This window comes from Stutzerimonas stutzeri (assembly GCF_002890915.1).
Taxonomy (GTDB): domain Bacteria; phylum Pseudomonadota; class Gammaproteobacteria; order Pseudomonadales; family Pseudomonadaceae; genus Stutzerimonas; species Stutzerimonas stutzeri_AF.
Genome location: NZ_POUT01000002.1, coordinates 386947 through 409921, shown reverse-complemented (window position 1 = coordinate 409921; position 22975 = coordinate 386947). Strand labels below are relative to the sequence as shown.

At 64.8% G+C, this 22975-nt stretch carries 27 protein-coding genes; 6 read left to right on the top strand and 21 right to left on the bottom strand.

What is annotated here, in order from left to right; translation table 11 throughout:
• The first annotated feature begins 25 nt into the window (after positions 1-25).
• The 4 genes from CXK94_RS05720 to CXK94_RS05705 all read left to right on the top strand — a co-directional run bounded on the left by CXK94_RS05720 (position 26) and on the right by CXK94_RS05705 (position 3402).
• Positions 26-1237, top strand: coding sequence for a pyridoxal phosphate-dependent aminotransferase (locus tag CXK94_RS05720; RefSeq protein ID WP_037042812.1), 1212 nt, complete (start codon positions 26-28; stop codon positions 1235-1237).
• Positions 1238-1241: 4 nt separating this feature from the next.
• Positions 1242-1712 (top strand): hypothetical protein, encoded by a 471-nt coding sequence (locus CXK94_RS05715; protein WP_037042809.1) that lies wholly within the window; start codon positions 1242-1244, stop codon positions 1710-1712.
• A gap of 88 nt (positions 1713-1800) precedes the next feature.
• A complete protein-coding gene (gene htpX / locus CXK94_RS05710; RefSeq protein ID WP_037042807.1) occupies positions 1801-2673 on the top strand; it encodes a protease HtpX in 873 nt (290 codons plus the stop codon).
• Positions 2674-2757: 84 nt separating this feature from the next.
• Complete coding sequence (locus CXK94_RS05705; RefSeq protein WP_102893586.1) at positions 2758-3402, top strand: DUF2959 domain-containing protein; 645 nt, start codon at positions 2758-2760, stop codon at positions 3400-3402.
• A 121-nt stretch (positions 3403-3523) separates the two neighbouring features.
• Here the strand turns inward: CXK94_RS05705 and CXK94_RS05700 are convergent, their stop codons facing one another.
• The 15 genes from CXK94_RS05700 to ccmA all read right to left on the bottom strand — a co-directional run bounded on the left by CXK94_RS05700 (position 3524) and on the right by ccmA (position 16833).
• A complete protein-coding gene (locus CXK94_RS05700; RefSeq protein ID WP_102893585.1) occupies positions 3524-4177 on the bottom strand; it encodes a thiopurine S-methyltransferase in 654 nt (217 codons plus the stop codon).
• Positions 4178-4240: 63 nt separating this feature from the next.
• Positions 4241-5638 carry a sigma-54-dependent transcriptional regulator gene (locus CXK94_RS05695; RefSeq protein ID WP_102893796.1) on the bottom strand — a complete coding sequence of 466 codons (1398 nt, stop codon included), beginning with the start codon at positions 5636-5638 and terminating at the stop codon, positions 4241-4243.
• Positions 5639-5643: 5 nt separating this feature from the next.
• The gene (locus tag CXK94_RS05690) at positions 5644-6831 is read right to left on the bottom strand and encodes a sensor histidine kinase (protein ID WP_102893584.1); all 1188 of its coding nucleotides are present in this window, start codon (positions 6829-6831) and stop codon (positions 5644-5646) included.
• Positions 6832-7012: 181 nt separating this feature from the next.
• Complete coding sequence (locus CXK94_RS05685) at positions 7013-8482, bottom strand: sigma-54 dependent transcriptional regulator (protein WP_037042803.1); 1470 nt, start codon at positions 8480-8482, stop codon at positions 7013-7015.
• Between the two features lie 423 nt (positions 8483-8905).
• Positions 8906-9202, bottom strand: coding sequence for a flagellar protein FliT (fliT, locus tag CXK94_RS05680; protein WP_037042800.1), 297 nt, complete (start codon positions 9200-9202; stop codon positions 8906-8908).
• A 207-nt stretch (positions 9203-9409) separates the two neighbouring features.
• The gene (locus CXK94_RS05675; RefSeq protein ID WP_102893583.1) at positions 9410-9838 is read right to left on the bottom strand and encodes a hypothetical protein; all 429 of its coding nucleotides are present in this window, start codon (positions 9836-9838) and stop codon (positions 9410-9412) included.
• Positions 9839-9864: 26 nt separating this feature from the next.
• Positions 9865-11076 (bottom strand): c-type cytochrome biogenesis protein CcmI, encoded by a 1212-nt coding sequence (ccmI, locus tag CXK94_RS05670; RefSeq protein WP_102893582.1) that lies wholly within the window; start codon positions 11074-11076, stop codon positions 9865-9867.
• Entirely contained in the window at positions 11073-11546 is a 474-nt protein-coding gene (locus CXK94_RS05665) for a cytochrome c-type biogenesis protein (RefSeq protein WP_037042796.1), read from the bottom strand. Before CXK94_RS05665 ends, ccmI begins: the two co-directional genes overlap by 4 nt.
• A complete protein-coding gene (locus CXK94_RS05660) occupies positions 11543-12058 on the bottom strand; it encodes a DsbE family thiol:disulfide interchange protein (RefSeq protein ID WP_272888737.1) in 516 nt (171 codons plus the stop codon). The genes CXK94_RS05665 and CXK94_RS05660 overlap by 4 nt, the downstream gene beginning before the upstream one ends.
• 16 nt (positions 12059-12074) lie before the next feature.
• A complete protein-coding gene (locus CXK94_RS05655) occupies positions 12075-14048 on the bottom strand; it encodes a heme lyase CcmF/NrfE family subunit (RefSeq protein ID WP_102893581.1) in 1974 nt (657 codons plus the stop codon).
• Entirely contained in the window at positions 14045-14512 is a 468-nt protein-coding gene (gene ccmE / locus CXK94_RS05650; RefSeq protein ID WP_102893580.1) for a cytochrome c maturation protein CcmE, read from the bottom strand. The genes CXK94_RS05655 and ccmE overlap by 4 nt, the downstream gene beginning before the upstream one ends.
• Positions 14509-14685: a heme exporter protein CcmD gene (gene ccmD, locus CXK94_RS05645; RefSeq protein ID WP_037042792.1), complete on the bottom strand. Its 177-nt coding sequence runs from the start codon at positions 14683-14685 to the stop codon at positions 14509-14511. The genes ccmE and ccmD overlap by 4 nt, the downstream gene beginning before the upstream one ends.
• Positions 14682-15437, bottom strand: coding sequence for a heme ABC transporter permease (locus tag CXK94_RS05640; RefSeq protein WP_037042790.1), 756 nt, complete (start codon positions 15435-15437; stop codon positions 14682-14684). Before CXK94_RS05640 ends, ccmD begins: the two co-directional genes overlap by 4 nt.
• Before the next feature lie 92 nt (positions 15438-15529).
• Positions 15530-16201 (bottom strand): heme exporter protein CcmB, encoded by a 672-nt coding sequence (gene ccmB / locus CXK94_RS05635; protein ID WP_102893579.1) that lies wholly within the window; start codon positions 16199-16201, stop codon positions 15530-15532.
• The gene (ccmA, locus tag CXK94_RS05630) at positions 16198-16833 is read right to left on the bottom strand and encodes a cytochrome c biogenesis heme-transporting ATPase CcmA (RefSeq protein ID WP_102893578.1); all 636 of its coding nucleotides are present in this window, start codon (positions 16831-16833) and stop codon (positions 16198-16200) included. Before ccmA ends, ccmB begins: the two co-directional genes overlap by 4 nt.
• A 134-nt stretch (positions 16834-16967) precedes the next feature.
• Between ccmA and CXK94_RS05625 the strand changes: the two genes are divergently transcribed.
• Both CXK94_RS05625 and CXK94_RS05620 read left to right on the top strand, forming a co-directional pair.
• On the top strand, positions 16968-18497 hold the full coding sequence (locus tag CXK94_RS05625) for a flagellar hook-length control protein FliK (RefSeq protein WP_102893577.1): 1530 nt from the start codon (positions 16968-16970) through the stop codon (positions 18495-18497).
• A complete protein-coding gene (locus CXK94_RS05620) occupies positions 18494-18826 on the top strand; it encodes an EscU/YscU/HrcU family type III secretion system export apparatus switch protein (protein WP_037042783.1) in 333 nt (110 codons plus the stop codon). Before CXK94_RS05625 ends, CXK94_RS05620 begins: the two co-directional genes overlap by 4 nt.
• On the opposite strand, the gene CXK94_RS05615 is transcribed toward CXK94_RS05620, so the two are convergent.
• From CXK94_RS05615 to motD, 6 genes are all read right to left on the bottom strand, one after another.
• On the bottom strand, positions 18807-19247 hold the full coding sequence (locus tag CXK94_RS05615; RefSeq protein ID WP_037042781.1) for a rhodanese-like domain-containing protein: 441 nt from the start codon (positions 19245-19247) through the stop codon (positions 18807-18809). The two genes, CXK94_RS05620 and CXK94_RS05615, sit on opposite strands and share 20 nt — an antisense overlap.
• A 148-nt stretch (positions 19248-19395) precedes the next feature.
• Positions 19396-19809, bottom strand: coding sequence for a DUF2802 domain-containing protein (locus tag CXK94_RS05610; protein ID WP_102893576.1), 414 nt, complete (start codon positions 19807-19809; stop codon positions 19396-19398).
• A gap of 3 nt (positions 19810-19812) precedes the next feature.
• Complete coding sequence (locus CXK94_RS05605) at positions 19813-20292, bottom strand: chemotaxis protein CheW (protein WP_037042777.1); 480 nt, start codon at positions 20290-20292, stop codon at positions 19813-19815.
• An 85-nt stretch (positions 20293-20377) separates the two neighbouring features.
• The gene (locus CXK94_RS05600; protein ID WP_037042775.1) at positions 20378-21178 is read right to left on the bottom strand and encodes a CheW domain-containing protein; all 801 of its coding nucleotides are present in this window, start codon (positions 21176-21178) and stop codon (positions 20378-20380) included.
• Between the two features lie 77 nt (positions 21179-21255).
• Positions 21256-22044: a ParA family protein gene (locus tag CXK94_RS05595; protein ID WP_037042773.1), complete on the bottom strand. Its 789-nt coding sequence runs from the start codon at positions 22042-22044 to the stop codon at positions 21256-21258.
• 88 nt (positions 22045-22132) lie between these two features.
• The gene (gene motD / locus CXK94_RS05590; protein ID WP_037042771.1) at positions 22133-22969 is read right to left on the bottom strand and encodes a flagellar motor protein MotD; all 837 of its coding nucleotides are present in this window, start codon (positions 22967-22969) and stop codon (positions 22133-22135) included.
• Positions 22970-22975: the final 6 nt, after the last annotated feature.

The window sequence follows — 22975 nt, the reverse complement described above, 5'->3', positions numbered from 1 at the left end:
CTTTCACTTCGGGACACTCAGGATCATGCAGGTCAGTAAATCGAACAAGCTCGCCAATGTCTGCTACGACATCCGCGGGCCCGTGCTGCGGCACGCCAAACGCCTGGAAGAGGAAGGCCATCGCATCCTCAAGCTGAACATCGGCAACCCGGCACCGTTCGGTTTCGAGGCCCCGGAGGAGATCCTCCAGGACGTGATCCGCAACCTGCCCACCGCCCAGGGCTACAGCGACTCGAAAGGCCTGTTCAGCGCCCGCAAGGCGATCATGCAGTACTACCAGCAGAAGCAGGTGGAAGGCGTCGGCATCGAGGACATCTACCTCGGCAACGGCGTGTCCGAGCTGATCGTGATGTCCATGCAGGCGTTGCTCAATAACGGCGACGAGGTGCTGATCCCGGCGCCGGACTATCCGCTGTGGACCGCCGCAGTGAGCCTGGCTGGCGGCAAGCCGGTGCACTACCTGTGCGACGAGCAGGCCAACTGGTGGCCGGACCTGGCCGACATCAAGGCCAAGATCACGCCGAACACCAAGGCGCTGGTGCTGATCAACCCGAACAACCCCACCGGCGCGGTCTACCCGAAGGAAGTGCTGGAAGGCATGGTCGAGCTGGCACGCCAGCACCGGCTGGTGCTGTTCTCCGACGAGATCTACGACAAGATTCTCTACGACGACGCCGTGCATGTGTCCACCGCCTCGCTGGCGCCGGACGTGCTCTGCCTGACCTTCAACGGCCTGTCGAAGTCCTACCGCGTCGCCGGTTTCCGTTCCGGCTGGGTGGCGATCTCCGGTCCGAAGCAGAAGGCGCAGAGCTATATCGAAGGCCTGGATATCCTCGCCAACATGCGCCTGTGCGCCAACGTACCGGCGCAGCATGCCATCCAGACCGCGCTGGGCGGCTACCAGAGCATCAATGACCTGATATTGCCGCCAGGCCGCCTGCTCGAGCAGCGCAACCGCAGTTGGGAGCTGCTCAACGATATCCCCGGCATCAGCTGCGTCAAGCCGATGGGCGCGCTGTATGCATTCCCGCGGATCGACCCGAAGGTCTGCCCGATCCACAACGACGAGAAGTTCGTGCTCGACCTGCTGCTGGCCGAGAAACTGCTGATCGTCCAGGGCACCGCCTTCAACTGGCCCTGGCCGGATCATTTCCGCGTGGTCACCCTGCCCCGCGTCGACGATCTGGAGCAGGCCATCGGGCGTATCGGCAACTTCCTCAAGACGTACCAGCAGTAAACCGATGGACCTGCAGATCGACGACTTCTACAAGGATGCAGCCGGCGCCCTGCTGATGCTCTATCAGGCCTTCCCGCGCAGGATCGCACTGTACGTCGAGGACCTGATCGGGCATGAGGAGCCAGACGAATTCGGCCTGCCCAGCAAGCGCCACCAGAGCTGTCTCGGCGCCCTGCTCTGGCTGGCCGAGGAAGGCTACCTGCGCTTCGAGAGCACCATCCAGTTCCAGGCGCTGGACCAGGCGGTGCTCAGCGAAAAAGGTTTCCTGCGCCTGACCCGCGGCGTGCCCGGATCTCTCGACGGCGACCCGGGCCTGCCACCCAGCGTGCAGCGTATCCATGCCAGCCTTGCCCACCAGCTCCGCGAGGCATTGAAGAGCGGCCATGGCGAGCGCATCGCCCGCCTGACCCGCCTGCTATTCGAGAACGAGTCGGGCGCAGCGTTGCGCGACAGCCTGGCCGGGCAGGCGACATAGCTTGAAATAGTCGCTCGGTTGAATAGCTCAAGGGCGAGCCTTATATAGCCTATCGTTCTTCAATTCCTACCCTGGAGTCTGCCGCAACATGATGCGCATTTTCTTGTTCCTGGCCACCAACCTTGCGGTACTGGTCATCGCCAGCATCACCCTCAAGCTGCTCGGGGTCGATCGCTATACCGGCCAGAACTACGGCAGCCTGCTGGTCTTCTGCGCGGTCTTCGGTTTCGCCGGCTCGCTGGTGTCGCTGTTCATCTCCAAGTGGATGGCGAAGATGAGCACCCGCACCGAAATCATCAGCCAGCCGCGCACCCGCCACGAGCAATGGCTGCTGCAGACCGTCGAGCAGTTGTCGCGCGATGCCGGCATCAAGATGCCGGAAGTCGGCATCTTCCCCGCTTACGAAGCCAACGCCTTCGCCACCGGCTGGAATCGCAACGATGCTCTGGTCGCCGTCAGCCAGGGATTGCTGGAGCGCTTCTCGCCGGATGAAGTGAAGGCGGTCCTGGCCCACGAGATCGGCCACGTGGCCAATGGCGACATGGTCACCCTGGCACTGATCCAGGGCGTGGTGAACACCTTCGTGATGTTCTTCGCGCGGATCTTCGGCAATTTCGTCGACAAGGCGATCCTCAAGAACGAGGAAGGCCACGGCATCGGTTACTTCGTCGCGACCATCTTCGCCGAACTGGTACTGGGCATCCTCGCCAGCATCATCGTCATGTGGTTCTCGCGCAAACGCGAATACCGCGCCGACGAAGCCGGCGCCCAGCTGGCCGGCACCAGCGCCATGATCGGCGCCCTGCAGCGCCTGCGCGCCGAGCAGGGCCTGCCGGTGCACATGCCCGACAGCCTCAAGGCGTTCGGCATCAATGGCTCGCTGAAGCACGGCCTGGCCGGATTGCTCATGAGCCACCCGCCGCTGGAAGACCGTATCGAGGCGCTGCGCCAGCGCGGCTAAGCGGATACCGAGACAGCAAGGGCGACGCAAGTCGCCCTTTTCGTTTGTCTATGCTTTCGACTGCCCCGCATACAAGGAATAGCCATGCGCCGACTCATTCTCACCTGCTGCGCCCTGCTCGCCCTCGGCGGTTGCCAGAGTACCTATTACTCGGCGCTGGAAAAAGCCGGCATCCACAAGCGCGACATTCTCGTCGACCGGGTCGAGGATGCCCGCGATGCCCAGCAGGAGGCCAAGGAGCAGTTCAAGGATGCCCTGGAGCGTTATCGCAGCGTCGTCGAGGTACAGGGCGGCGATCTGGAGAAGCGCTACGATGCGCTCGATCGCGAATACGAGGCCAGCATGGCCAGCGCCCGCAACGTGCGCAGCCGCATCGAAGCGGTGGAGGATGTCGCCGACGCCCTGTTCAAGGAATGGGAAGGCGAGCTCAAGCAGTACAGCAACGCCAGCCTGAAGGCCGCCAGCGCCAAGGAACTGAGCCGCACCCGCGCCGAATACCGCACCCTGCTGCAACGCATGAAGGCCGCCGAACAGCGTATCGAGCCGGTGCTCAGCGTGCTGCGCGATCAGGTGCTGTTCCTCAAGCACAACCTCAACGCCCGCGCCATCGGCGCACTGCACGGCGAATACCGCGCGCTACAGAGCAACGTCGACCAGTTGGTGGCCGACATGCAACGCGCCATCGACGAGGCGGACATTTTCATCCGCCGCCTGCAGGCCGAAGGCTGATCGGCTTATCCACGTAGGTTGGGCTGAACGAAGCGAAGCCCAACGAGCGATACGCGAGGCCATCGCGCGGCCCGGGCTTCGATGAGACGGTGGGCTTCGCCGCTGAGCGGCTCAACCCAACCTACCGCCGCAGCCGGTAAAACCGCTCTTCCAGCCGCTGCAGCCCCCGCTCGCGCATCTTCGGGTTGCGCTCCAGGACCTCCTTGGCTTCGAGCTGCTCCACTTGCCAGCTGGGTGCATACAGCGCCTTCACTTCGGCCTCAGCGACGGCAAAAGGCGGCCCGTCCATCTGCTGCTGGTCGTAATCCAGGGTGACCAGCAACTGCTGGCAATCGGCCGGAAGGATCGTCGACAGGTGCGTCGCATAACGGCGGCGCATCGGCGGCGGTAGCGCGATCAGGGCCGCGCGGTCGTAGACGCCCTGGCAGGTCGCGACATCGGCGGCGCCAAGCGCGAAGAAATCGCCGCAACGAATCTCCAGGGCGCCCGAACGATAGACCCGGAAGGCGCCGGCCTGGGAAACCTCGGCTTCGAGCTGCTGCTCGGCGAAGAACGCCTCGACCGCCTTCTCGCTCAACTCCACGCCCAGCACGTTGAAGCCCTGCCCCGCGAGCCAGGCCAGATCCAGGCTCTTGCCGCACAGCGGCACCAGCACCCCAGCACCCTCCGGGAGCTCCAGCCGAGGCCAGTGACGGCGCAGCCCGGGATGGACCTGTTCGAGATGAAAACCGATTTCGTTACGGGCCCAACGCCCCTGCCAGAAGCCTGCATCCACTTTGGATTCTCCATCGTCGTGACGGCAGGCAGCTTAGCAGACCGGGCACGCGCCCAGGCGGGCTCAGCCGGCGTAGAGCGAAGCCTCCACGTCCATCCCGGCATCGCGCATCTGCGCCAGCTTGTAGCGCAGCGTGCGGGCACTGATACCCAGGCGGTCGGCAGTCTCCTTGCGCCGACCACGCTCGGCACGCAGGGTATCGATGATCAGCTGGAACTCGCGGCGCCGCAGGTCCTCGCCCAGCACCCCGCCCGCCTCGGCTATCGGTGCAGCCGGCATGGTCGCCGCAGGGGCTGGCGGCATGACCGTGGCCGGCATGCTCGCCAGGCCGATCGACGCGCCCAGGCAGAGGTCATGCGGCTGGATCTGGCCGCCCTGCTGGAGAATCAGCGCCCGCTGGATGGCATTGTCCAACTCACGCACATTACCGGGCCAGGCATGCTCCAGCAGGCAACGTTGCGCCTCGCTGGAAAGCCGTGGCGCAATCTGATGCATCTTCCTGGCGTGGCTGGCCAGCAGGCGCTCGGCCAGCGGCAGGATATCGGCCGGACGCTGGCGCAGCGGCGACCAGGCCAGGGGGAAGACGGAAAGACGGTAGAACAGATCCTCGCGGAAACGCCCGGCGGCCACCTCCCCGGCCAGATCGCGATTGGTGGTGGCCAGTACGCGGATGTCCAGCGTGATCGGTTTGCGCGCGCCAACCCGCTCGACTTCCCTCTCCTGCAATACGCGCAGCAACTTGGCCTGCAATGCCAGCGGCATCTCGGAAATCTCGTCGAGCAGCAGCGTGCCGCCGTCGGCCAGCTCGAACTTGCCCGGCTGGCTGGCGATGGCGCCGGTGAAGGCGCCCTTCTCGTGGCCGAACAGCGTGGCCTCCAGCATGTTGTCCGGGATCGCGGCACAGTTGATGGCGATGAACGGCCTGGCGGCTCGCGGCGACTGCTGGTGGATGTAGCGTGCCAGCACTTCCTTGCCGGTACCCGACTCGCCGGAAATCAGCACCGTCGAATCGCTTTGCGCAACGCGTGCGGCAAGGCCGAGCAACTGCTGGCTGGCCGGTTCACAGGCCACCGGCCCCTCCGGCTCGCCAGCGCCGAGGCGGCCATTGACATGCTGCGCGAGAAGATCGAGCAGGGTTTTCGGCTCGAACGGCTTGACCAGATAATCCGCGGCACCCTGGCGCATCGCGTCGACGGCCCTGGCCACCGCGCCGAAAGCGGTCATCAGCAGCACCGGCAGTTGCGGATGGCGCTGCCGGATCACCCCCAGCAGCGCATGGCCGTCCATGCCGGGCATGTTCACGTCGCTGATGACCAGGCCGAACGGTTCTTGCTGCAAGGCGGCCAGCGCCGCCTCGGCGCAATCGACGGCACGGTGCTCGTAGCCGCCCAGTTGCAGGGTGTCACCCAGGGCTTCGCGCAGCGAGCGGTCGTCTTCGACCAGCAGTATCTTGGCGGTCATGCAGGTCACTCCGGCTTCCGTTCGACGGTGATCAGTGGCAGCGTCAGCAAGGCGCAGGTCCCGCGGCCCGGGCGCGAGAACAGTTGCAATTCGCCTCGATGGGCCCTTGCCACCGCCTTGACCACTGCCAGCCCCAGCCCGGTGCCGGTGGCCTTGGTGGTGAAGAACGGCTCGCCGAGACGCGCCAGCGTGGCGCTATCGATCCCCTGGCCGTTGTCGCTGATGCACAAGCGCAGCATGGAACCACGGCGATAGCCATGGATTTTCAGGCGCAGGTCGCTGCCGGCAGCCTGCTGCGCATTTTCGAGCAGATTCAGCAATGCGCCGACCAGGGTGTCGCGGTTGCAGAGTAGTTCGGCGCCATGCACGTCGCACTGCCAACGCAAGGCCACGCCCCGCAACTGCGGCTCCGCCGCGCTCCGCAGCGCCGCCAGCAGCGCCGCCGGACTCACACGATCATCCAGCGGCAGGTCGCCACGAGCGAAAATCAGCATGTCGCGTACCTGGTGCTCCAGCTCGTGCAGGCGATCCTTCAGTCGGCCGGCGAAACGCTGCTGCTGCTCATCGGTAAGGCCGCCCTGCTCCAGATGACTGGCATAGAGCAGCGCGGTCGATAGCGGCGTGCGGATCTGATGGGCCAGGGAAGCCACCATGCGCCCCAGCGACGACAAGCGCTCATGGCGCGCCAGCTGGTCCTGCAGGCGCCGTGTTTCGGTGAGATCGGTCAGCAGCACCAGTTGGCCGGGCTCGCCGCTGAGCGAGCGCGTGGCGATCGACAGGCGCCGGCCGTTGCGCAACGAGATCTCGTGGCCATCGTCCTTGCGCGGGGCGAAGCTGCGGGCGATGACGTCACGCCATAGGGCGCCCTCCAGCGGCTCGCCGAGCAGTTCCAGCGCCACCGGATTGGCCTCACGCACGACCCCGTGTCCATCGATCACGATGACGCCGCCGGGCAGCAGGTCCAACACGTTCTGCAGCCGCTGGGCCAGCCTTTCCTTTTCTTCGAGTTCCTGCCGGCGCTGCGCGCTGGCCTCGGCAAGCTGCCCCTGGAGTTCGGCGACATGGGCCTGCAACAGCCCCTGGGACTCGTCCAGTTGCCCGGACACCTGGCGGAACAGCTCGAGGGACTGGCTCAGCTCGAGCGCGCTGGCGGGATCGAACGGCTCTGCGGATCGGCTGGTGACGGAATTCACTGTCTCACTCACGCCTGTCAAAAGATGGTCGGTCCCGTGACCGGAGCAATCTTCGTGCCGTCGCCAGATGCATGGAAACGCGTGAAAGCCACTGCGGCATGCAGCGGCAAGGACAGAAGTGGAAACCGATACGAAGCGAGGCCGCCTTCATGGCGGCCTCGCTGCAGAATCACCGCGAGAGTTATTCGCCGTTATCGTCGTCGCGCCGATTCATGCCGTACTTGCGCATCTTCTCCACCAGTGTGGTACGACGGATACGCAGCCGCTCGGCAGCCCGCGCCACCACGCCACCGGCATCCTCCAGGGCCTGGTGAATGAGGCCCTGCTCGAGGTTGCCGAGGTACTCCTTGAGATCGAGCCCCTCGATCGGCAGCATCGCCTGGGCTTCGGGAACCGCCATCGGCGCGCTGATCGCGGCACGCTCTTCCATTTCGTCATGCAGGCTGCTGGCGTACTGCTCGTCATCGTCATCGACATGGCGGAACTTCTTCGGCAGCTCCATCACCCCGATGACGCCGTAGGGATGCATGATCGCCATGCGCTCGACGAGGTTGGCCAGCTCGCGCACGTTGCCCGGCCAGTCATGGCGGCAGAGCGACATGATGGCGGCCGAGTTGAAGCGAATCGAACCGCGCTTCTCGTGCTCCATGCGCGAGATCAGCTCGTTCATCAGCAGGGGGATGTCCTCGACCCGCTCGCGCAATGGCGCCATCTCGATGGGGAAGACGTTCAGGCGATAGTAGAGATCTTCGCGGAAGGTCCCTTCCTCGATCATCTTCTCGAGGTCCTTGTGGGTCGCCGCGATGATCCGCACGTCGGCATTCTGCGTACGGTTGCTGCCGACACGCTCGAAGGTGCGCTCCTGCAGCACGCGCAACAGCTTGACCTGCATCGGCAGTGGCATGTCGCCGATTTCGTCGAGGAACAGGGTGCCACCTTCGGCCAGCTCGAAACGTCCCGAACGCGCCGTGATCGCACCGGTGAAGGCGCCCTTCTCATGGCCGAAGAGTTCGCTTTCCAGCAACTCGGCCGGAATCGCACCGCAGTTGACCGGCACGAACGGGCCCTGGCGGCGCTTGGAATGGTAATGCAGGTTGCGCGCGACCACTTCCTTGCCCGTGCCGGACTCGCCGAGGATCAACACGCTGGCTTCGGTGTCGGCCACCTGCTGCATCATCTGCCGCACGTGCTGCACGGCGCGGCTGGTGCCGACCAGGCTGCGGAACAGGTTGGGCTCGCGCTGCCGGCCGCGCGACTTGGCCTGGTCGTACATCTCGCGATAGATCTGCGCCCGGTGCAGGGAATCGAGCAGCTTGTTGTAGCTGGGCGGCATTTCCAGGCTGGTCAGCACGCGACGGCGCACATCTTCCGGCCAATCCGCCGGAGCGGGTTCGCCGATCAGCATCAGCGGCACGTTCTCGTCCCACTTGCCCATCTGCTTGATCAATTCGACGGCACCGCCTTTGGCGGTGATTTCGCCCAGCATCACCCCGATGACGGCGCGACTGGACTCCAGGGGAGCGACGGCGTCCTGCCATTCATTACTGGAACAGGCCAGATGATCTTCACTGAGGAAATTCAGGATGACCGCCAGGTCGCGACGGCGGTCACTATCATCGTCTATCAACAAAATCTTGGTTTCACGCCACATCTTGTTTATAGGGCTCTAAATAGGCTGAAAGAAAGCCTGCGCTCGCATCCATGGAAGAGAGACGATCACACCAACGGCAGATAACGAGTAGGTTAATGAAAAAAAATGAACTGAGTCAAATTTATGACGTGAATTAACGACTAAAGAAGAAGCAAAAAACCAACATATTGCGACATGCTCCGCTATTTCAATTCATGCATTGACGAGCAGATGGACCAAAAGCACGGGTATCGGCTCCCGCAGCACTATCGGCACAAATGCACAACAGACTGATGGCGCAATAATGCCACACTTCCGGCGATGATTTAATGCCGAATGAGCGCATGCCGGATCGGCAGCGGCAGATCAATCGGGGGAGGATGCAGCCGCAAGGTAGCGGCCGCGATGGTAGCTGGCGGCGACGATCGCGCTGTGGTTACGGGATCAACCGAACAGCTGGTAGACCTTGGCGCTTTGGCGAGAATGATTCAGCTGCAGCAATTCGTCAGCGATACGCCGTTGTTCGGTCTGGCAGGTGGTCACCAGCTCGCGATAGAGCCCCAGCAATTCCTGCAGGCGCTGGCGAATCATGACTTCGTCACGCGAAGATTCCCGCATGGCCTCTTCGACGGCTTGGCGGCATTCGCGGTCGAGCAGGCTGATGGCAGCCCAGTCCTGCTGAGCCAACGCATCGCGCAATGCACTGCCGGTTTCTTCGAGGCGCTTGACGGAAGCATTCATGATCGACTCCGGGGCAGAGGCCCGTTGCGGCGGCTGTCGCCGGCCCAGCTGAAATACCGCAGCATCAGATGCTGCTGTTCCTGTATCGGCAATACCCCCTGGGCCTTTAGTCAAGAGCGCGAAAAACTTCGCGGCGCGGCCGATCGATGCGGGCCGGAGTCGACAGCAGAGCGACAGAAACAGCGGATGCGGCGGCCAAACAGGCCACTAGTAGCGTTCGCGCAGCCCCGGTGGAACGCTGGGCGGCGCAACCGGCTCCCAGGGGCCGTCAGGGCGTCCCGAGCAGTACCAGTCGCCATCCCAGCGGTAGTACAGGCGCTCGCGATAGAACAGGTCACGCCCTTCCACGACGTAAACGCCCAGGCGATTGTCCCAGTGCGCAGCCACATGAGGCGGCGGCGCGTAGCGTGGATGGCTCTTCTGGGTCGCAGGTGGTCGCGGCGCCGGCGGTGTCTGGATGGGCGGTGGCGCAATGACCGGCCCGCTGGGTTCCGGCACGCGAGGTATCGGTTTGGCCGGCGGGACTTGCCTTGAGGAATCATAGGGCGTGCCCGCACAGGCACCGAGCAGGAGCGCCAGCCCCAGCATCGCAAGCGCCTTGAGCGAAAGTGCAACAGCAGGGGCCTTCACGTTCATCCTCACGTCCGTCAGATGCCGGGTTGTCAGGGCGTATCGGCCCGGTCGATGGTCAAGCGCACTTCGGTCTGGTCGCCGGCGGTATCCAGCGTTCCGCTTTGACCCAGCCACTCGCCTTTGGTTGCGTTGCCTTCACGGGATACCCGTGCCACCAGGGTAATCTGCCCGAAGTTGGAAAGCTTCAGCGAGGGCATCATCGCATCGGCATCGCCCAGGCTGACACGGGCAGGCAGATCGGCAACCGTCAGGCGTTTGGCTGCCAGCGGAATCGCCGGTCCCGATACCGCTCGCGCGAAGACGAAGACGCTGTCCCCGGGCGAAACCTGCTTTGCGACCTCGGGATCCAGTGCAACCTCTACCTGCAGCGTGACCGCAGCGGATTCCGCTTCGGACTGCCGTGGCGAGGCGGCTGCCGGCTCGCCCATTTGCTCGCGCGCCCGGGCGATACCGCCGCGGATGGCGTCACGGGAAGGGTCTTCCTCGGGCAGGGCCGCGACCAGCCGCTCCCAGAAGCGAACGGCATCCTGATAACGCTGATCCTCGAAGGCCGCGATGCCCAGCAGCCCGAGGCTGGTCGCCTCCTGTGGGTCGCCTTTGAGCGCCTCGTCGGTGAGCGCCTGCAGTTCGGCGGTCCACTGGCGGTCGCGCGCGAAATACAGCGCTTGCGCCCACTGCCCAAGCAGTTCCGGCTGGCGCCCGGCAAGCCCGACGACGCGCTCGAAAGCCTTGGCCGCATCGGCCGGACGCTCCTGATTCATGTAGGTACGGCCGAGGAAGTACCAGGCTTCGGCAGAATCCGGCTGCGCCTGCACAGCCTTCTCGAGGCGCGCGGTCATCTCTTCGATCGTGCGCGGCTGCTCGCTGAACTGCCGCGCCAGTTCCAGCTTGTCGCTGGAACCCCAGTGCATATAGAGCCCATAGGCGATGATCGGCACCAGCACCGCCACGGCCACAGGCACACTGCGCCCGAGCCTGGCGACACGCGGGGTATCGCTGCCTTCGGTATCGTCCAGCAGTTCCCGCGCAGCGTCGGCACGCCCCGCCTCCATCAGCTCGGCGCTCAGCGTGCCGGCCGCATGCTGGGCCGCCAGTTCGGCCAGCCGCTCTTCGTACAGGGCCACGTTCAACGCAGTACGGTCTTCCTCTGCCTGGGCACGACGGCCATGCAGGATGGGCAACAGCAGAAAAGCCAAGGCCACCAGCAGCAGCGCGCCGGCAGCGATCCAGAAATCGATCATGAGTCTTTTTTATCCAGCAGCTTGGCGAGGCGTTCGCGCTCGGCCTCGGAAAGAGTGTTCGAAGCCGGGGCATTCTCGATGCGGCGACGTCGAACCAGGATCGCCACGAGAATGCCGAAGCCCAGTACCAACAGCCCCGCCGGGCCATACCAGAGCAGAAGGGTCTTGGTGTTCACAGGCGGCTTGTAACGAACGAAATCGCCATACCGCGCGACCAGGTAGTCGACGATCTGGTCGTTGCTCTGCCCTTCCTCGAGCATACGGAAGATTTCCTGGCGCAGGTCCATGGCGATCGGCGCATTGGAATCGGCGATGTTCTGGTTCTGGCACTTCGGACAGCGCAGCTCTTCGGTCAGGGTGCGATAGCGTTCGCGCTCGGCCTCGTCCTTGAACTCGTAGGTATCGATGGCGGCATGAGCAGTCGCAGCGAGGAACAAGCCGAGCAGCGCAGCACGGGTCAGTCGTTTCATTCGTCCACCAGTTGCTGATAGAGCGCAGCCAGTTGCTCGCGCCAGACGCGATCATCGATCACGCCGACGAACTTGTGGCGAATGATGCCCTGCTTGTCGATGAGGAAGGTTTCCGGCGCACCGTAGACCCCCAGGTCCAACCCGAGGGTGCCCTGCTCGTCACGGATATTCAGCTGGTAGGGATCATGGAATTCGCGCAGCCACTTCTGTGCCGCGGCGTTGTCGTCCTTGTAGTTGACGCCGTAAATCAGCACCCCCTGCTCCGCCAGCCGGTTCAACACCGGATGCTCCACCTTGCAGGCGACACACCAGGTAGCCCAGACATTGACCAGCGCCGGCTTGCCCTTCAGGTCAGCGTCGCCGATCAGGCGCTGCTCATCCTCTACCGACGGCAACGAGAATGCCGGCAGCGGCTTGCCGATCAGCGCCGAAGGCAGCTCCGACGGATCGAGGAACAGGCCTCGATAGAGAAACACCGCCACGACCAGGAAGATCGCCAGCGGCAGCAACATCAACACTCTTCTCACATCAGGCTCCTTGCGCTGCCAGGCCCAGCACTTCGCGCACCCGGGTTTTGACCTTGACTCGATAACGGCGATCGCTGGCCGCCAGCACCCCGCCCAGAGCCATCATCAGGCCGCCCAGCCAGATCCAGCGAACGAACGGCTTGATATGCACCCGCACGGCCCAGGCACCATCGCCCAGCGGCTCGCCGAGCGCGACATAGAGGTCGCGGGTGAAGCCGGGATCGATGCCAGCCTCGGTCATCGGCATCTGCTGTACGGTGTACAGGCGCTTCTCCGGATGCAGCACGGCAATCTGCCTGTCGCCATCGAGCACGCGGATGGTCGCCCTGTCGGATGTGAAGTTCGGCCCTTCGTGATGCGCCGCCCCCTCGAAGACGAAGTGGTAGCCGCCCAGCTCCAGCGACTCACCCGGCGCCAGACGCAGGTCGCGCTCGGCACTCTGGTGGCTGGTGAGTACCACCCCCATGGCGCAGGCGGCCAGGCCCAGGTGTGCCAGGTGCATGCCCCAGTAACTCGGCGCCAGGCTCCGCACGCCTTTGAGCAAGCCCTTGTGGCGGGCCTTGTCGAGCAGGTCGCGGACACTGGCGAGCACCACCCAGGCTGCCAACAGGCACACGGCCAGCACCGCCCAGTTGAAGTCGCCGAAAACCAGGGATCCGAGACCGCCAAGGATCACGCTGGTGATCAGCACCGGCGTGAGCATGCCGATCAGCCACTTCAACGGCGTGTCCTTCCAGCGCACCAGGATGCCGACGCCCAGCGCCAGCATCAGCGCCCCCATCAGCGGGACGAACATCGCGTTGAAGTACGGTGGTCCCACCGACAGCTTGGCGCCGGAGAGCGCATCGAGCAGCAATGGATAGAGCGTGCCGAGCAGAATCATCGCCGTGGCGACCATCAGCAGCAGGTTGTTCACCAGCAGCAGCGTCTCACGCGACCACAGGCCGAAGCCTACCTGGCTCTTGACCACCGGCGCCCGCAGCGCGAACAGGGTCAGCGAGCCCCCTACCACGATCAGCAGGAAGACCAGGATGAACACCCCGCGCGCGGGATCGGTGGCGAAGGCGTGCACCGAGGTCAGCACCCCGGAACGCACCAGGAAAGTACCGAGCAGGCTCAGCGAAAAAGCGGCGATCGCCAGCAGCACGGTCCAGCTCTTGAACACCCCGCGCTTCTCGGTGACGGCCAGCGAATGGACCAGCGCGGTGCCGACCAGCCAGGGCATGAAGGAGGCGTTTTCCACCGGGTCCCAGAACCACCAGCCGCCCCAGCCCAGCTCGTAATAGGCCCACCAGGAGCCCAGGGAGATGCCGATGCCGAGGAACGACCATGCCACCAGCGTCCACGGCCGCGACCAGCGTGCCCAGGCAGCATCCAGGCGGCCGCCGAGCAAGGCGGCGATGGCGAAGGCGAAGGCCACGGAGAAACCGACGTAGCCCATGTAGAGCATGGGCGGATGCACGACCAGGCCGAAATCCTGCAGCAGCGGATTCAGGTCGCGGCCATCCATCGGCGATTGCGGCAGCAAGCGGTCGAATGGATTGGACGTGACAATGAGAAACAGCAGGAAACCGACGCTGATCAGCCCCATCACGCCCAGCACGCGGGCCAGCATGTCCTCGGGCAGTTGCCGGGAGAAGATCGCCACGGCGAAAGTCCAGCCAGAGAGAATGAAAGCCCAGAGCAGCAGCGACCCCTCATGGGCGCCCCAGACCGCACTGAACTTGTAGTACCAGGGCAGCGCGCTGTTGGAGTTCTGCGCAACGTAGGCCACGGAGAAGTCATCGGCCATGAACGCATAGGTCAGGCAGGCGAAGGCGAAGCCGAGAAAGGCGAACTGGCCCCAGGCCGCTGGCTGGGCCACCCCCATCCACTGCCTGTCGCCGCGCCAGGCGCCGATCAGCGGAAGCGTGGCCTGGACCGCCGCCAGGCACAGCGCCAGGATCATCGCCAGATGGCCGAGCTCGGGAATCATTTCGCGTACTCCTGCTTGCCGCCCTCGTAGTGCTTCATCATGCCGCTCTTCTCGAGCGCCTGGCTGACTTCCGGCGGCATGTAGTTCTCATCGTGCTTGGCCAGCACTTCGTCGGCGACCAGCACGCCGTCGGCATTGACCCGCCCCAGCGCGACGATGCCCTGCCCTTCGCGGAACAGGTCCGGGAGAATGCCCTGGTAGGTGATGGTCACCGTCTCGGCACCATCGGTGACGCGGAAGGATACGTTCAGCGAATCGTTGCTGCGCTGCACCGAACCTTGTTCGACCAAGCCGCCCGCGCGGATCCGGGTGCCCTCGGGGGCTTCACCGGCGGCGATCTGGCTCGGCGTGTAGAACAGGTTGATGTTCTGCTGCAGGGCAGACAACGCCAGCGCCACGGCGATACCGACACCGGCGAGAATCGCCAGCACGATGAAAAGACGCTTCTTGCGCACCGGATTCACTTCAACTCCTCCCGGCGCAAACGACGCGCCTCATCTTGCAGGTAACGCCGGCGAGCCAGGATCGGCAGTGCGACGTTGAGAACCAGTACCGCCAGGCTGATGCCATAGGAGGTCCAGACATACACGCCATGATTGCCCATGGCGATGAAATCGGCGAAGGATGAAAAGTTCACGCGTTATTCCCCACCAGAGACTTGACCTCGCTCTTCACCCAGCTGGCGCGCGACTCGCGGCGCAGGACTTCCAGGCGCATGCGCATCAACAGCACGGCGGCGAAGAAACAGTAGAAGCCGATCACCATCACCAGCAGCGGCAACCACATTTCCACCGGCATCGCGGGCTTCTCGGTGACCTTGAAGGTGGCTGGCTGGTGCAGGGTGTTCCACCACTCCACCGAGTACTTGATGATCGGTATGTTCACCACGCCGACGATGGCCAGCACCGCACAGGCCTTGGCGGCGCTGTCACGGTTGCTGATCGCCTGGCCCAGCGCGATCACACCGAAATACAGGAACAGCAGGATCAGCATCGAGGTCAGGCGCGCGTCCCAGACCCACCAGGCACCCCAGGTCGGCTTGCCCCAGACCGCGCCGGTGAGCAGCGCGATGAAAGTCATCCAGGCGCCGATCGGCGCGGCCTGCTGCAGCGCGACGTCGGCGAGCTTCATCTTCCATACCAGGCCGACCACGCCGGCGATCGCCAGCATCACGTAGACCGATTGGGCGAGGAACGCCGCGGGGACGTGGATGTAGATGATCCGGAAGCTGTTGCCCTGCTGGTAGTCCTCGGGGGCGAAGGCCAGTGCCCAGACCACGCCGACACCGACCAGCAGCGCCGCCGCCCAGGCCAGCCACGGCAGCCAACGGCCGCTGATCTCGTAGAACCACTTGGGGGAGCCCAGCTTGTGAAACCATGTCCAGTTCATCGGATGACTCATCATTCAGCGAAACCCGGCACGCCAGGCCTCGACGATCACTTCACCAGCCGGATGTGTTCCCCGGCCATCGTTATGTACCGCTACTCGCCAACGCTGATCTTCAGCCCGGCGGCTATCGCAAAAGGCGTAAGCGTAACCGCCAAAGCGGTCAGGCTGGCCAGCCATAATAGATGACCGGTCGCCGGCAGTCCCTGCAACGCTGCCTGCAGTGCTCCGCTGCCAAGGATGAGTACCGGGATGTAGAGCGGCAGGATCAACAGCGCCAGTAGCAGACCACCGCGTTTGAGCCCCACCGTCAGGGCTGCGCCGACCGCTCCCAGCAGACTCAGAATCGGTGTCCCCAGCAGCAGCGAGATCAGTAGCACCGGCAGGGTGCCCAGCGGCAGGCCGAGCATCAGCCCCAGCAACGGCGCCAGCAGAACCAGCGCCAGGCCGGAGAAAGCCCAGTGTGCCAGCACCTTGGCGAGCACCAGAAGCGCGAGGGGGTGCGGCGAAACGACCCACTGTTCGAGCGAGCCGTCCTCGAAATCACTGCGGAAAAGCCCGTCCAGCGAGAGCAGCACGGCCAGCAGCGCCGCCACCCAGACCAGCCCCGGGGAAATGGTTTGCAACAGTTTGCTTTCCGGCCCCACCGCCAACGGAAACAAAGCGATGACGATGGCGAAGAACACCAGCGGGTTGGCCAGTTCGGCCGGCCGGCGGAACAGCAGGCGCGCTTCACGTGCCAGCAAGAGAGTGAACACGCTGCTCATGCGGCCCGTTGTCCCAGATCCAGTTCACGATAGCCGGCGGGCTTTTCCGTCAGGCTGTGATGTGTGGTCAACACCACCAGGCCACCCTGTTCGCAATGGACGGCCAGGTGATGCTCCAGTTGGGCGACGCCATGCTTGTCGAGTGCGGTGAACGGCTCGTCGAGAATCCACAGCGGCGGCGGCGAGAGATAAAGGCGCGCCAGGCCGACGCGACGCTGCTGGCCGGCGGAGAGCGTATGGCACGGCACATCCTCGAAACCGCGCAGGCCTACGGCAGCGAGGGCCTGCCAGATGGCTTCGCGGCTGGCCGGCTGATGCAGCGCGCAGAGCCAGGTGAGGTTCTCCTCCGCGGTCAGCAGGCCCTTGATGCCCGCGGCATGGCCGATCCACAACAGGTTGCGTGCCAGTTCGCTGCGCTGGGCCTCGAGCGGCTGTCCCTTGAGCAGCACGTCGCCGGCGGTCGGCTGCATCAAGCCGGAAAGCAGGCGCAGCAGGCTGGTCTTGCCGCTGCCGTTGGGTCCGGCGATCTGCAGCATCTCCCCAGGATCGAGGCGCAGATCGAGCTTGTCGAAGAGCAGGCGCCAGTCCCGCTCGCAGGCGAGCGCCACAGCTTCGAGAAAGGGAGTTGACACGCTGGCGACACCTCAAGATGAAAAGAGCCCGGCCGCTATACTCAGCGACAGCACCGGGCGGGCGGAATTATACATGGCAACCCTTGCCGCCAAAGGCCGCAAACGCGAAAGGTTGTAAGAGCATTTGAGGAAAGATGACCGAGATCAAGAGTGCGCAACCTCTGCCCCCGGCCAGCGCGCCGCGCCAAACCGTCGCGGCCAGCGAGCTGGCGCTGAAGCTGCTGCAGCCCATGCAGGGGTTGCTCAGCGCCGGCGAGAGCGCCGAGGCCGAGATCGTCAGCTTCAAGGAGGCCAGCCAGGCATTCCAGCTGGTGCTGCGCCTGACCCTGGGCAACGGGCGCCAGGCCACGTTGGAGGCCAGCAGCAGCAAGGCGTTGGCACCCGGCACCACGTATGCCATCACCGCCCTCTCCGATAGCCGCCTGCTGGCCTCGCCGCAGCCAGCCGCACGCCAACCGGTTTCCTCGCTCGACCTGCAGCAACTGCCGATTGGCAGCGTGATCCAGGGCCGGGTGGTCGCAACCAGCCAACAGGCCGGGAGCGACGGCCAGGCAGTGTTCAAGGTCGTGCTCAGCCTGCTCAATTCGCCATTGGCGGGGCAGAAGCTGAACATCGAGTCGAACAACCCACTGCCCCTCGGCAGCCTGCTCACCGCCCAGGTCAAGGGCAGCCAGTCGCTGGCCTTCCTGCCGCTGAGCGGACGCCTCGACCAACTGCACCTCAGCGAGCAGCTCGGCGCCCAGCAGAACCGCCAGGCGTCTCTGGAAGGCGTGTTCAAAGCGCTGCTGGGTGCCGGCGGCACGTTACCCGAAGGGCTGCGCGGCGCCGCCGAGAAGCTGCTCGGCCTGATCCCGGACATGCAGCAACTGGGCGACGCCAAGAACCTGGCCGCCGCCCTGGCCAAGAGCGGAGTGTTTTTCGAAGCCCGCCTGCTCGCCGGGCAGACCGAGAGCCTGCATGGCGACCTGAAGGCGGCGCTGCTGCGCCTGCTGGCACAGATGCCCAACCTGCCCGGCAGCACACCACTGGCCAGCGCGCAAGCGGGTGGCGCCATCGGCCAGGCGTTGCCGGCCTTCGCCCGCAACGCCCTGGGCGCGCTGGGCCAGGGCGGCCCGCGGCAATTGGCGGTCGGCTTCCCCTTGCCCAGCAAACTACCGCCCGGCCTGGAAGACGAGGCCGACCTCGAACTCCTGCTCAAACTCGCCGCTGCGGCCGTGTCGCGGCTGCAGACCCACCAATTGTCCAGCCTGGCCCAGACCCAGGTCGGCCCGGACGGCGCCCTGCTCACCACCTGGCAACTGGAACTGCCGATGCGCGACCAGCACGATATCGTGCCGCTGCAGATCAAGCTGCAGCGCGAGGATCAACCCGCCCGGCAGGACAGGGAACCACCCGAAACCCTCTGGAAGATCGAGCTGGCCTTCGATGTATCCCCGCTCGGCCCGCTTCAGGTGCAGGCACAGCTGCTGCGCGGCACCCTGTCCAGCCAGCTATGGGCGGAGCGCGGCGCCACCGCCGAACTGATCTCGAGCGAACTCCCGCACCTGCGTGACCGCCTCCAGGCCGCCGGGCTCGACGTCGGCGAACTGAGCTGTCGCCAGGGTGTTCCGCCACAGGGGCCGCGCACGACGCTGGAACAACGTTTCGTGGATGAAACCGCATGAACGACCAGAACCCGCGCCAGGCAATCGCCCTCAGCTACGATGGCGTGAGCGCGCCAAGCCTGACCGCCAAGGGCGACGACGAGTTGGCCGAAGCCATCCTCGCCATCGCCCGCGAACACGAGGTACCGATCTACGAGAATGCCGAGCTGGTGAAACTGCTCGCGCGCCTGGAGCTGGGCGATGAAATTCCCGAGACGCTGTACCGGACCATCGCGGAGATCATCGCCTTCGCCTGGTATCTCAAGGGCAAATGCCCGCCCGGGTTCGACGCTGGCGGCGATACGTCGGTGGCGCCGTCGCTGCCCCTGCTCAATGGGCCCGGGCGTTGAGCGTGGTGAACGTGGTATCCGCCGCCGTCACCTGAGGGAAATCGTGCAGCTGCCAGGCGAAGTAGCCTTCGCGGAAATAGAACACCCGCTGATAACCCCAGGCAACGGCCATCCGCGCCGCCTGCGCGCTGCGCGGACAGACTTCGCTGTCGCAGTAGATCACCAACGGTAGCTCGCGCGGCCATTGCGCGTCGGCCAGGCTGGCGAAATCGCTGGCCAGGTCGAAGTGCACCGCGCCTTCGACGTGCCCCCACAACCATTCGCGGCCGGGACGCACGTCGATGAACACGGCCCCCAGCTCATGCAAGCGCTTGGCCTGGAAGACATTGACGGTCAACGCGCCGTCGACGTCCCGCGGCGCTTCCCCGGCCTGCAGCCCAAGCGGAACGATGAAAAGCATCAGGATCAGAACGCGCCGCATATCGCCCTCCTCGCCCCAAGGCGGAACCGGTCGGGCCCGGCGACGTCCGGTCCCTACTGGTTGGAAGGTGACAGCTGGCGGAGGTTCCGGCCGCAGGGGCCTGGATGGGCATTTTTGCGACGGAGCCGACAGCGGCTCGACGAGAGGCTCAGGGCTTCTTGCGCGCCTGGTGCAGCTTGCTCATCAGTTCGGCCTCCGATTGCGAGAGGCCGCAGGATTGCGTCAGATCGTCGACGCTGGCGCCCAGGCCCACCAGCTTGGCGGCCTGGGAAAAGGAGAAATTGTTGGGATCGCGCTGCTCCAGCAGGCTGAGCTTGTCCGGCAGCGGCGCGACCAGACGGCCCAGCTCGCGCAGCTCGTCGCCCATGCGCACGCTGCCTTCGAGATAGGTGTCCAGCCGGTTGCTTAGCTCCTTGAGGCGTTTGTCACGCACGGCATCGCGCTGGCTCTGCTGCTCCGCCAGCAACCGCTGCCGCTTGAGCAGCCACAGGCAGAAGCCCAGCAGCCCAAGGCAGCAGAAGGCCAGCGCAACCAGCGATGCGACCAGCGACGCGATCAGCATGTATCAGATGCTCTCAAGTTCCGCCCATTCTTCTTCGCTCATCATCTTGTCGAGTTCGACCAGAATCAGCAGCTCGCCGTTCTTGTTGCACACACCCTGGATGAACTTGGCCGACTCGTCGTTACCGACGTTCGGTGCGGTCTCGATCTCCGACTGACGAAGATAGACCACCTCGGCCACGCTATCGACCATGATGCCGACCACCTGGCGATCCGCCTCGATGATCACGATGCGGGTGTTGTCCGATACCGGCGCCGGCGCCAGGCCGAAGCGCTGGCGGGTATCGATCACCGTCACCACGTTGCCGCGCAGGTTGATGATGCCCAGCACATAGCTCGGCGCCCCCGGAACCGGCGCGATCTCGGTATAGCGCAACACTTCCTGAACCTGCATCACGTTGATGCCGTACGTCTCGTTGTCCAGACGGAAGGTTACCCATTGCAGGACAGGATCATCGGAACCCTGCGCAGACGTCATCTTCATAGCCCCACCTTCTTCAAATACCGCTATGGCGGTCGATTCCATCGTTCCGGATCGCGCCACCCGGCGCGCCCGTCGTTTATCTGGTTCAGTGTGCCTGGCGCGGCACGGCCTTCAATTGCCTGGTGGCGCCGCTGGCGATCAGTTCCGCCAGCGCCGTCACATCGACCAGCGCGCACATGTGCTCGATCACCGTGCCGGCGAGCCAGGGCCGCTGGCTACGCTGGGTGCGCCACTTGACCTCGCGCGGTTCGAGGCGGATCGAACGGCTGACCTGATGCACCGCCAGCCCCCACTCGTAGCCCTGTACCGAAATCACATATTGCAGCCCCTGGCGGAAATCGTCGCGGTAGCGATCGGGCATCACCCAGCGCGCGGTATCCAGCACCTTCAGGTTGCCGGCCTGGCTCGGCAGTATGCCGAGAAACCAGTCAGGCTGGCCGAACAGTGGCGTCAGCTCCTGTCCGGCCAGCGGATAAATCGAGCCCAGGCAGACCAGCGGTACCGCCAGCGTCAGGCCGGCCACGTCGAACAACAGGCACTCGAAGGGCTCCTCGCCCCACTCCGGCAGGGCTCCGGCCTTGAGCGGCGGCTCGCCGGCGCCGCGCGGCACGGCATCGAGCTCGACAACCGGCTCCACCAGCGCCACGGCAGGCGCCGCCAGCTTCTCGGGTTCGGCAGCCATGGCCACTTCGGGCTGGACCACTTCGAGCGGTGGCCGCGGCGCATCCCGGTGGGTATCACGCAGCCGCTCCTCGAGTACGGCCGCCTGGAACTCGTCCTGGCTGACCGATTCCGCCAGCTCGATGGCCGCATCCTGCAACAGCGCGTCGAGATAGGACTGCAGCGCCTGCTGGGATCGCGTTTCGGTTAGGACGCTACGACTCATGGAAGCAACTCGTGATGAAAATCTGAACAGGCTATCGGCTGCGTGGGCGACAAACTTGAGCCGCCGCCATCACCATCTCAAGCCACCTGCGGCGAGGGCTGCATCGCCAGCAGATGCTTGAGCAGCGCCCGGTAGGCGAGTACCGCGCGGCTCCCCGCATCGAACTGCGACGGCGTCAGGCCGGCGCGGCTGGCGTCGCGCAGGCGCGTGTCGATGGGAATGAAGGCGGGCCAGAGATTGTCCGCATAGCCTGCGCGCAGCACCTTCAGCGTATTCATCGAAGCCTGGGTCCGGCGGTCGAACAGCGTCGGCACGATGGCATAGGGCAGCGCCTGCTTGCGCGAACGATTGACCATCGCCAGCGTACCGACCATCCGCTCGAGGCCCTTCATCGCGAGGAACTCGGTCTGTACCGGAATGATCAGCTGCTGGCTGGCGGCCAGCGCATTGACCATCAGCACCCCCAGCAGCGGCGGGCTGTCGATGATCGCGTAGTCGAAGTCCTGCCACATCTGCGACAGGCTCTTGGCGATGACCAGGCCCAGACCGCTCTGCCCGGGCGACTGGCGCTCCAGGGTGGCCAGCACGGTACTCGAGGGCAGCAGCGAGATGCGCTCGTGGCTGGTGGACAGCAGCAGTTGCCACGGCAATCCCTCGGGGACGGTGCCCTGATGCTGGAACAGGTCGAAGACGCTGTGATCGAGGTTGTCCGGATCATGCCCGAAATAGCTGGTCATCGACCCATGCGGATCGAGATCCAGCACCACGACCCGCTTGCCGGCATCGGCGAGCAACCCTGCCAGCGCGATCGACGTGGTGGTCTTGCCTACCCCGCCCTTTTGATTGGCTACAGCCCAGACTCTCATTGCTCAGTTCCACCCGGCTCGAAGCTACCGGCTTTGTCGTGCCCGCGATGGCACGACGACGGTGTTTTGACGACTGCGCCCGCGGCGCCTACATGGCCGCAGCCGGTGCAGTTTGTGTGCCAGCCCGGCGCAAGGTCGCATCCGGCTTGGCATTGCTGCTGCCCACGCCGCTGACGCTGCGGCGCACGTCGAGGTTGCGCGACACCACCAGGACGACCCGGCGGTTGCGCGCCCGGCCCTCGGCGGTCGCGTTGTCCGCCACCGGCTGGTACTCGCCATAGCCCACCGCAGCGAGGCGCGAGGGATTCACCCCCTGTGCCGCGAGCATGCGCACCACGCTGCCGGCGCGCGCGGCGGAGAGTTCCCAGTTGGTCGGAAACTTGTCGGTGCTGATCGGCAGGTTGTCGGTGAAGCCCTCGACGTGGATCGGGTTGTCGAAGGGAGCCAGAATCCCGGCGACCTTCTCGATCAGCGCGAAGGCCTGATCGTTGGGCAAGGCATCGCCGCTGGGAAACAGCAGGCTGGAGTTGAGTTCGATCTCCACCCATAGCTCGTTGCCGCGCACGATCAGTTGCTCCTTGCCGATCAGGTCGCCGAAGGCCTCGCGCATGCTCCGGGCGATGCTTTCCAGCGGGTCGAGAACCAGCTCGCTGGTCGTCGATGCCTGTCCGGCGAGGTCGTCGGAAACATTCGGCTCGGTCGTCCGCGGTCGCTCCTCGCCTATCGGAATGGGTTTCACCGAGCGATCGACCTGATTGAAGACGCCGACCAGCGAGTCGGAAAGAATCTTGTACTTGCCTTCATTGATCGAGGAGATCGAATACATCACCACGAAAAAGGCGAACAGCAGCGTGATGAAGTCCGCGTAGGACACCAGCCAGCGTTCGTGGTTGTCGTGCTCTTCCGGCTGTCTGCGTCTGGCCATGGCCGG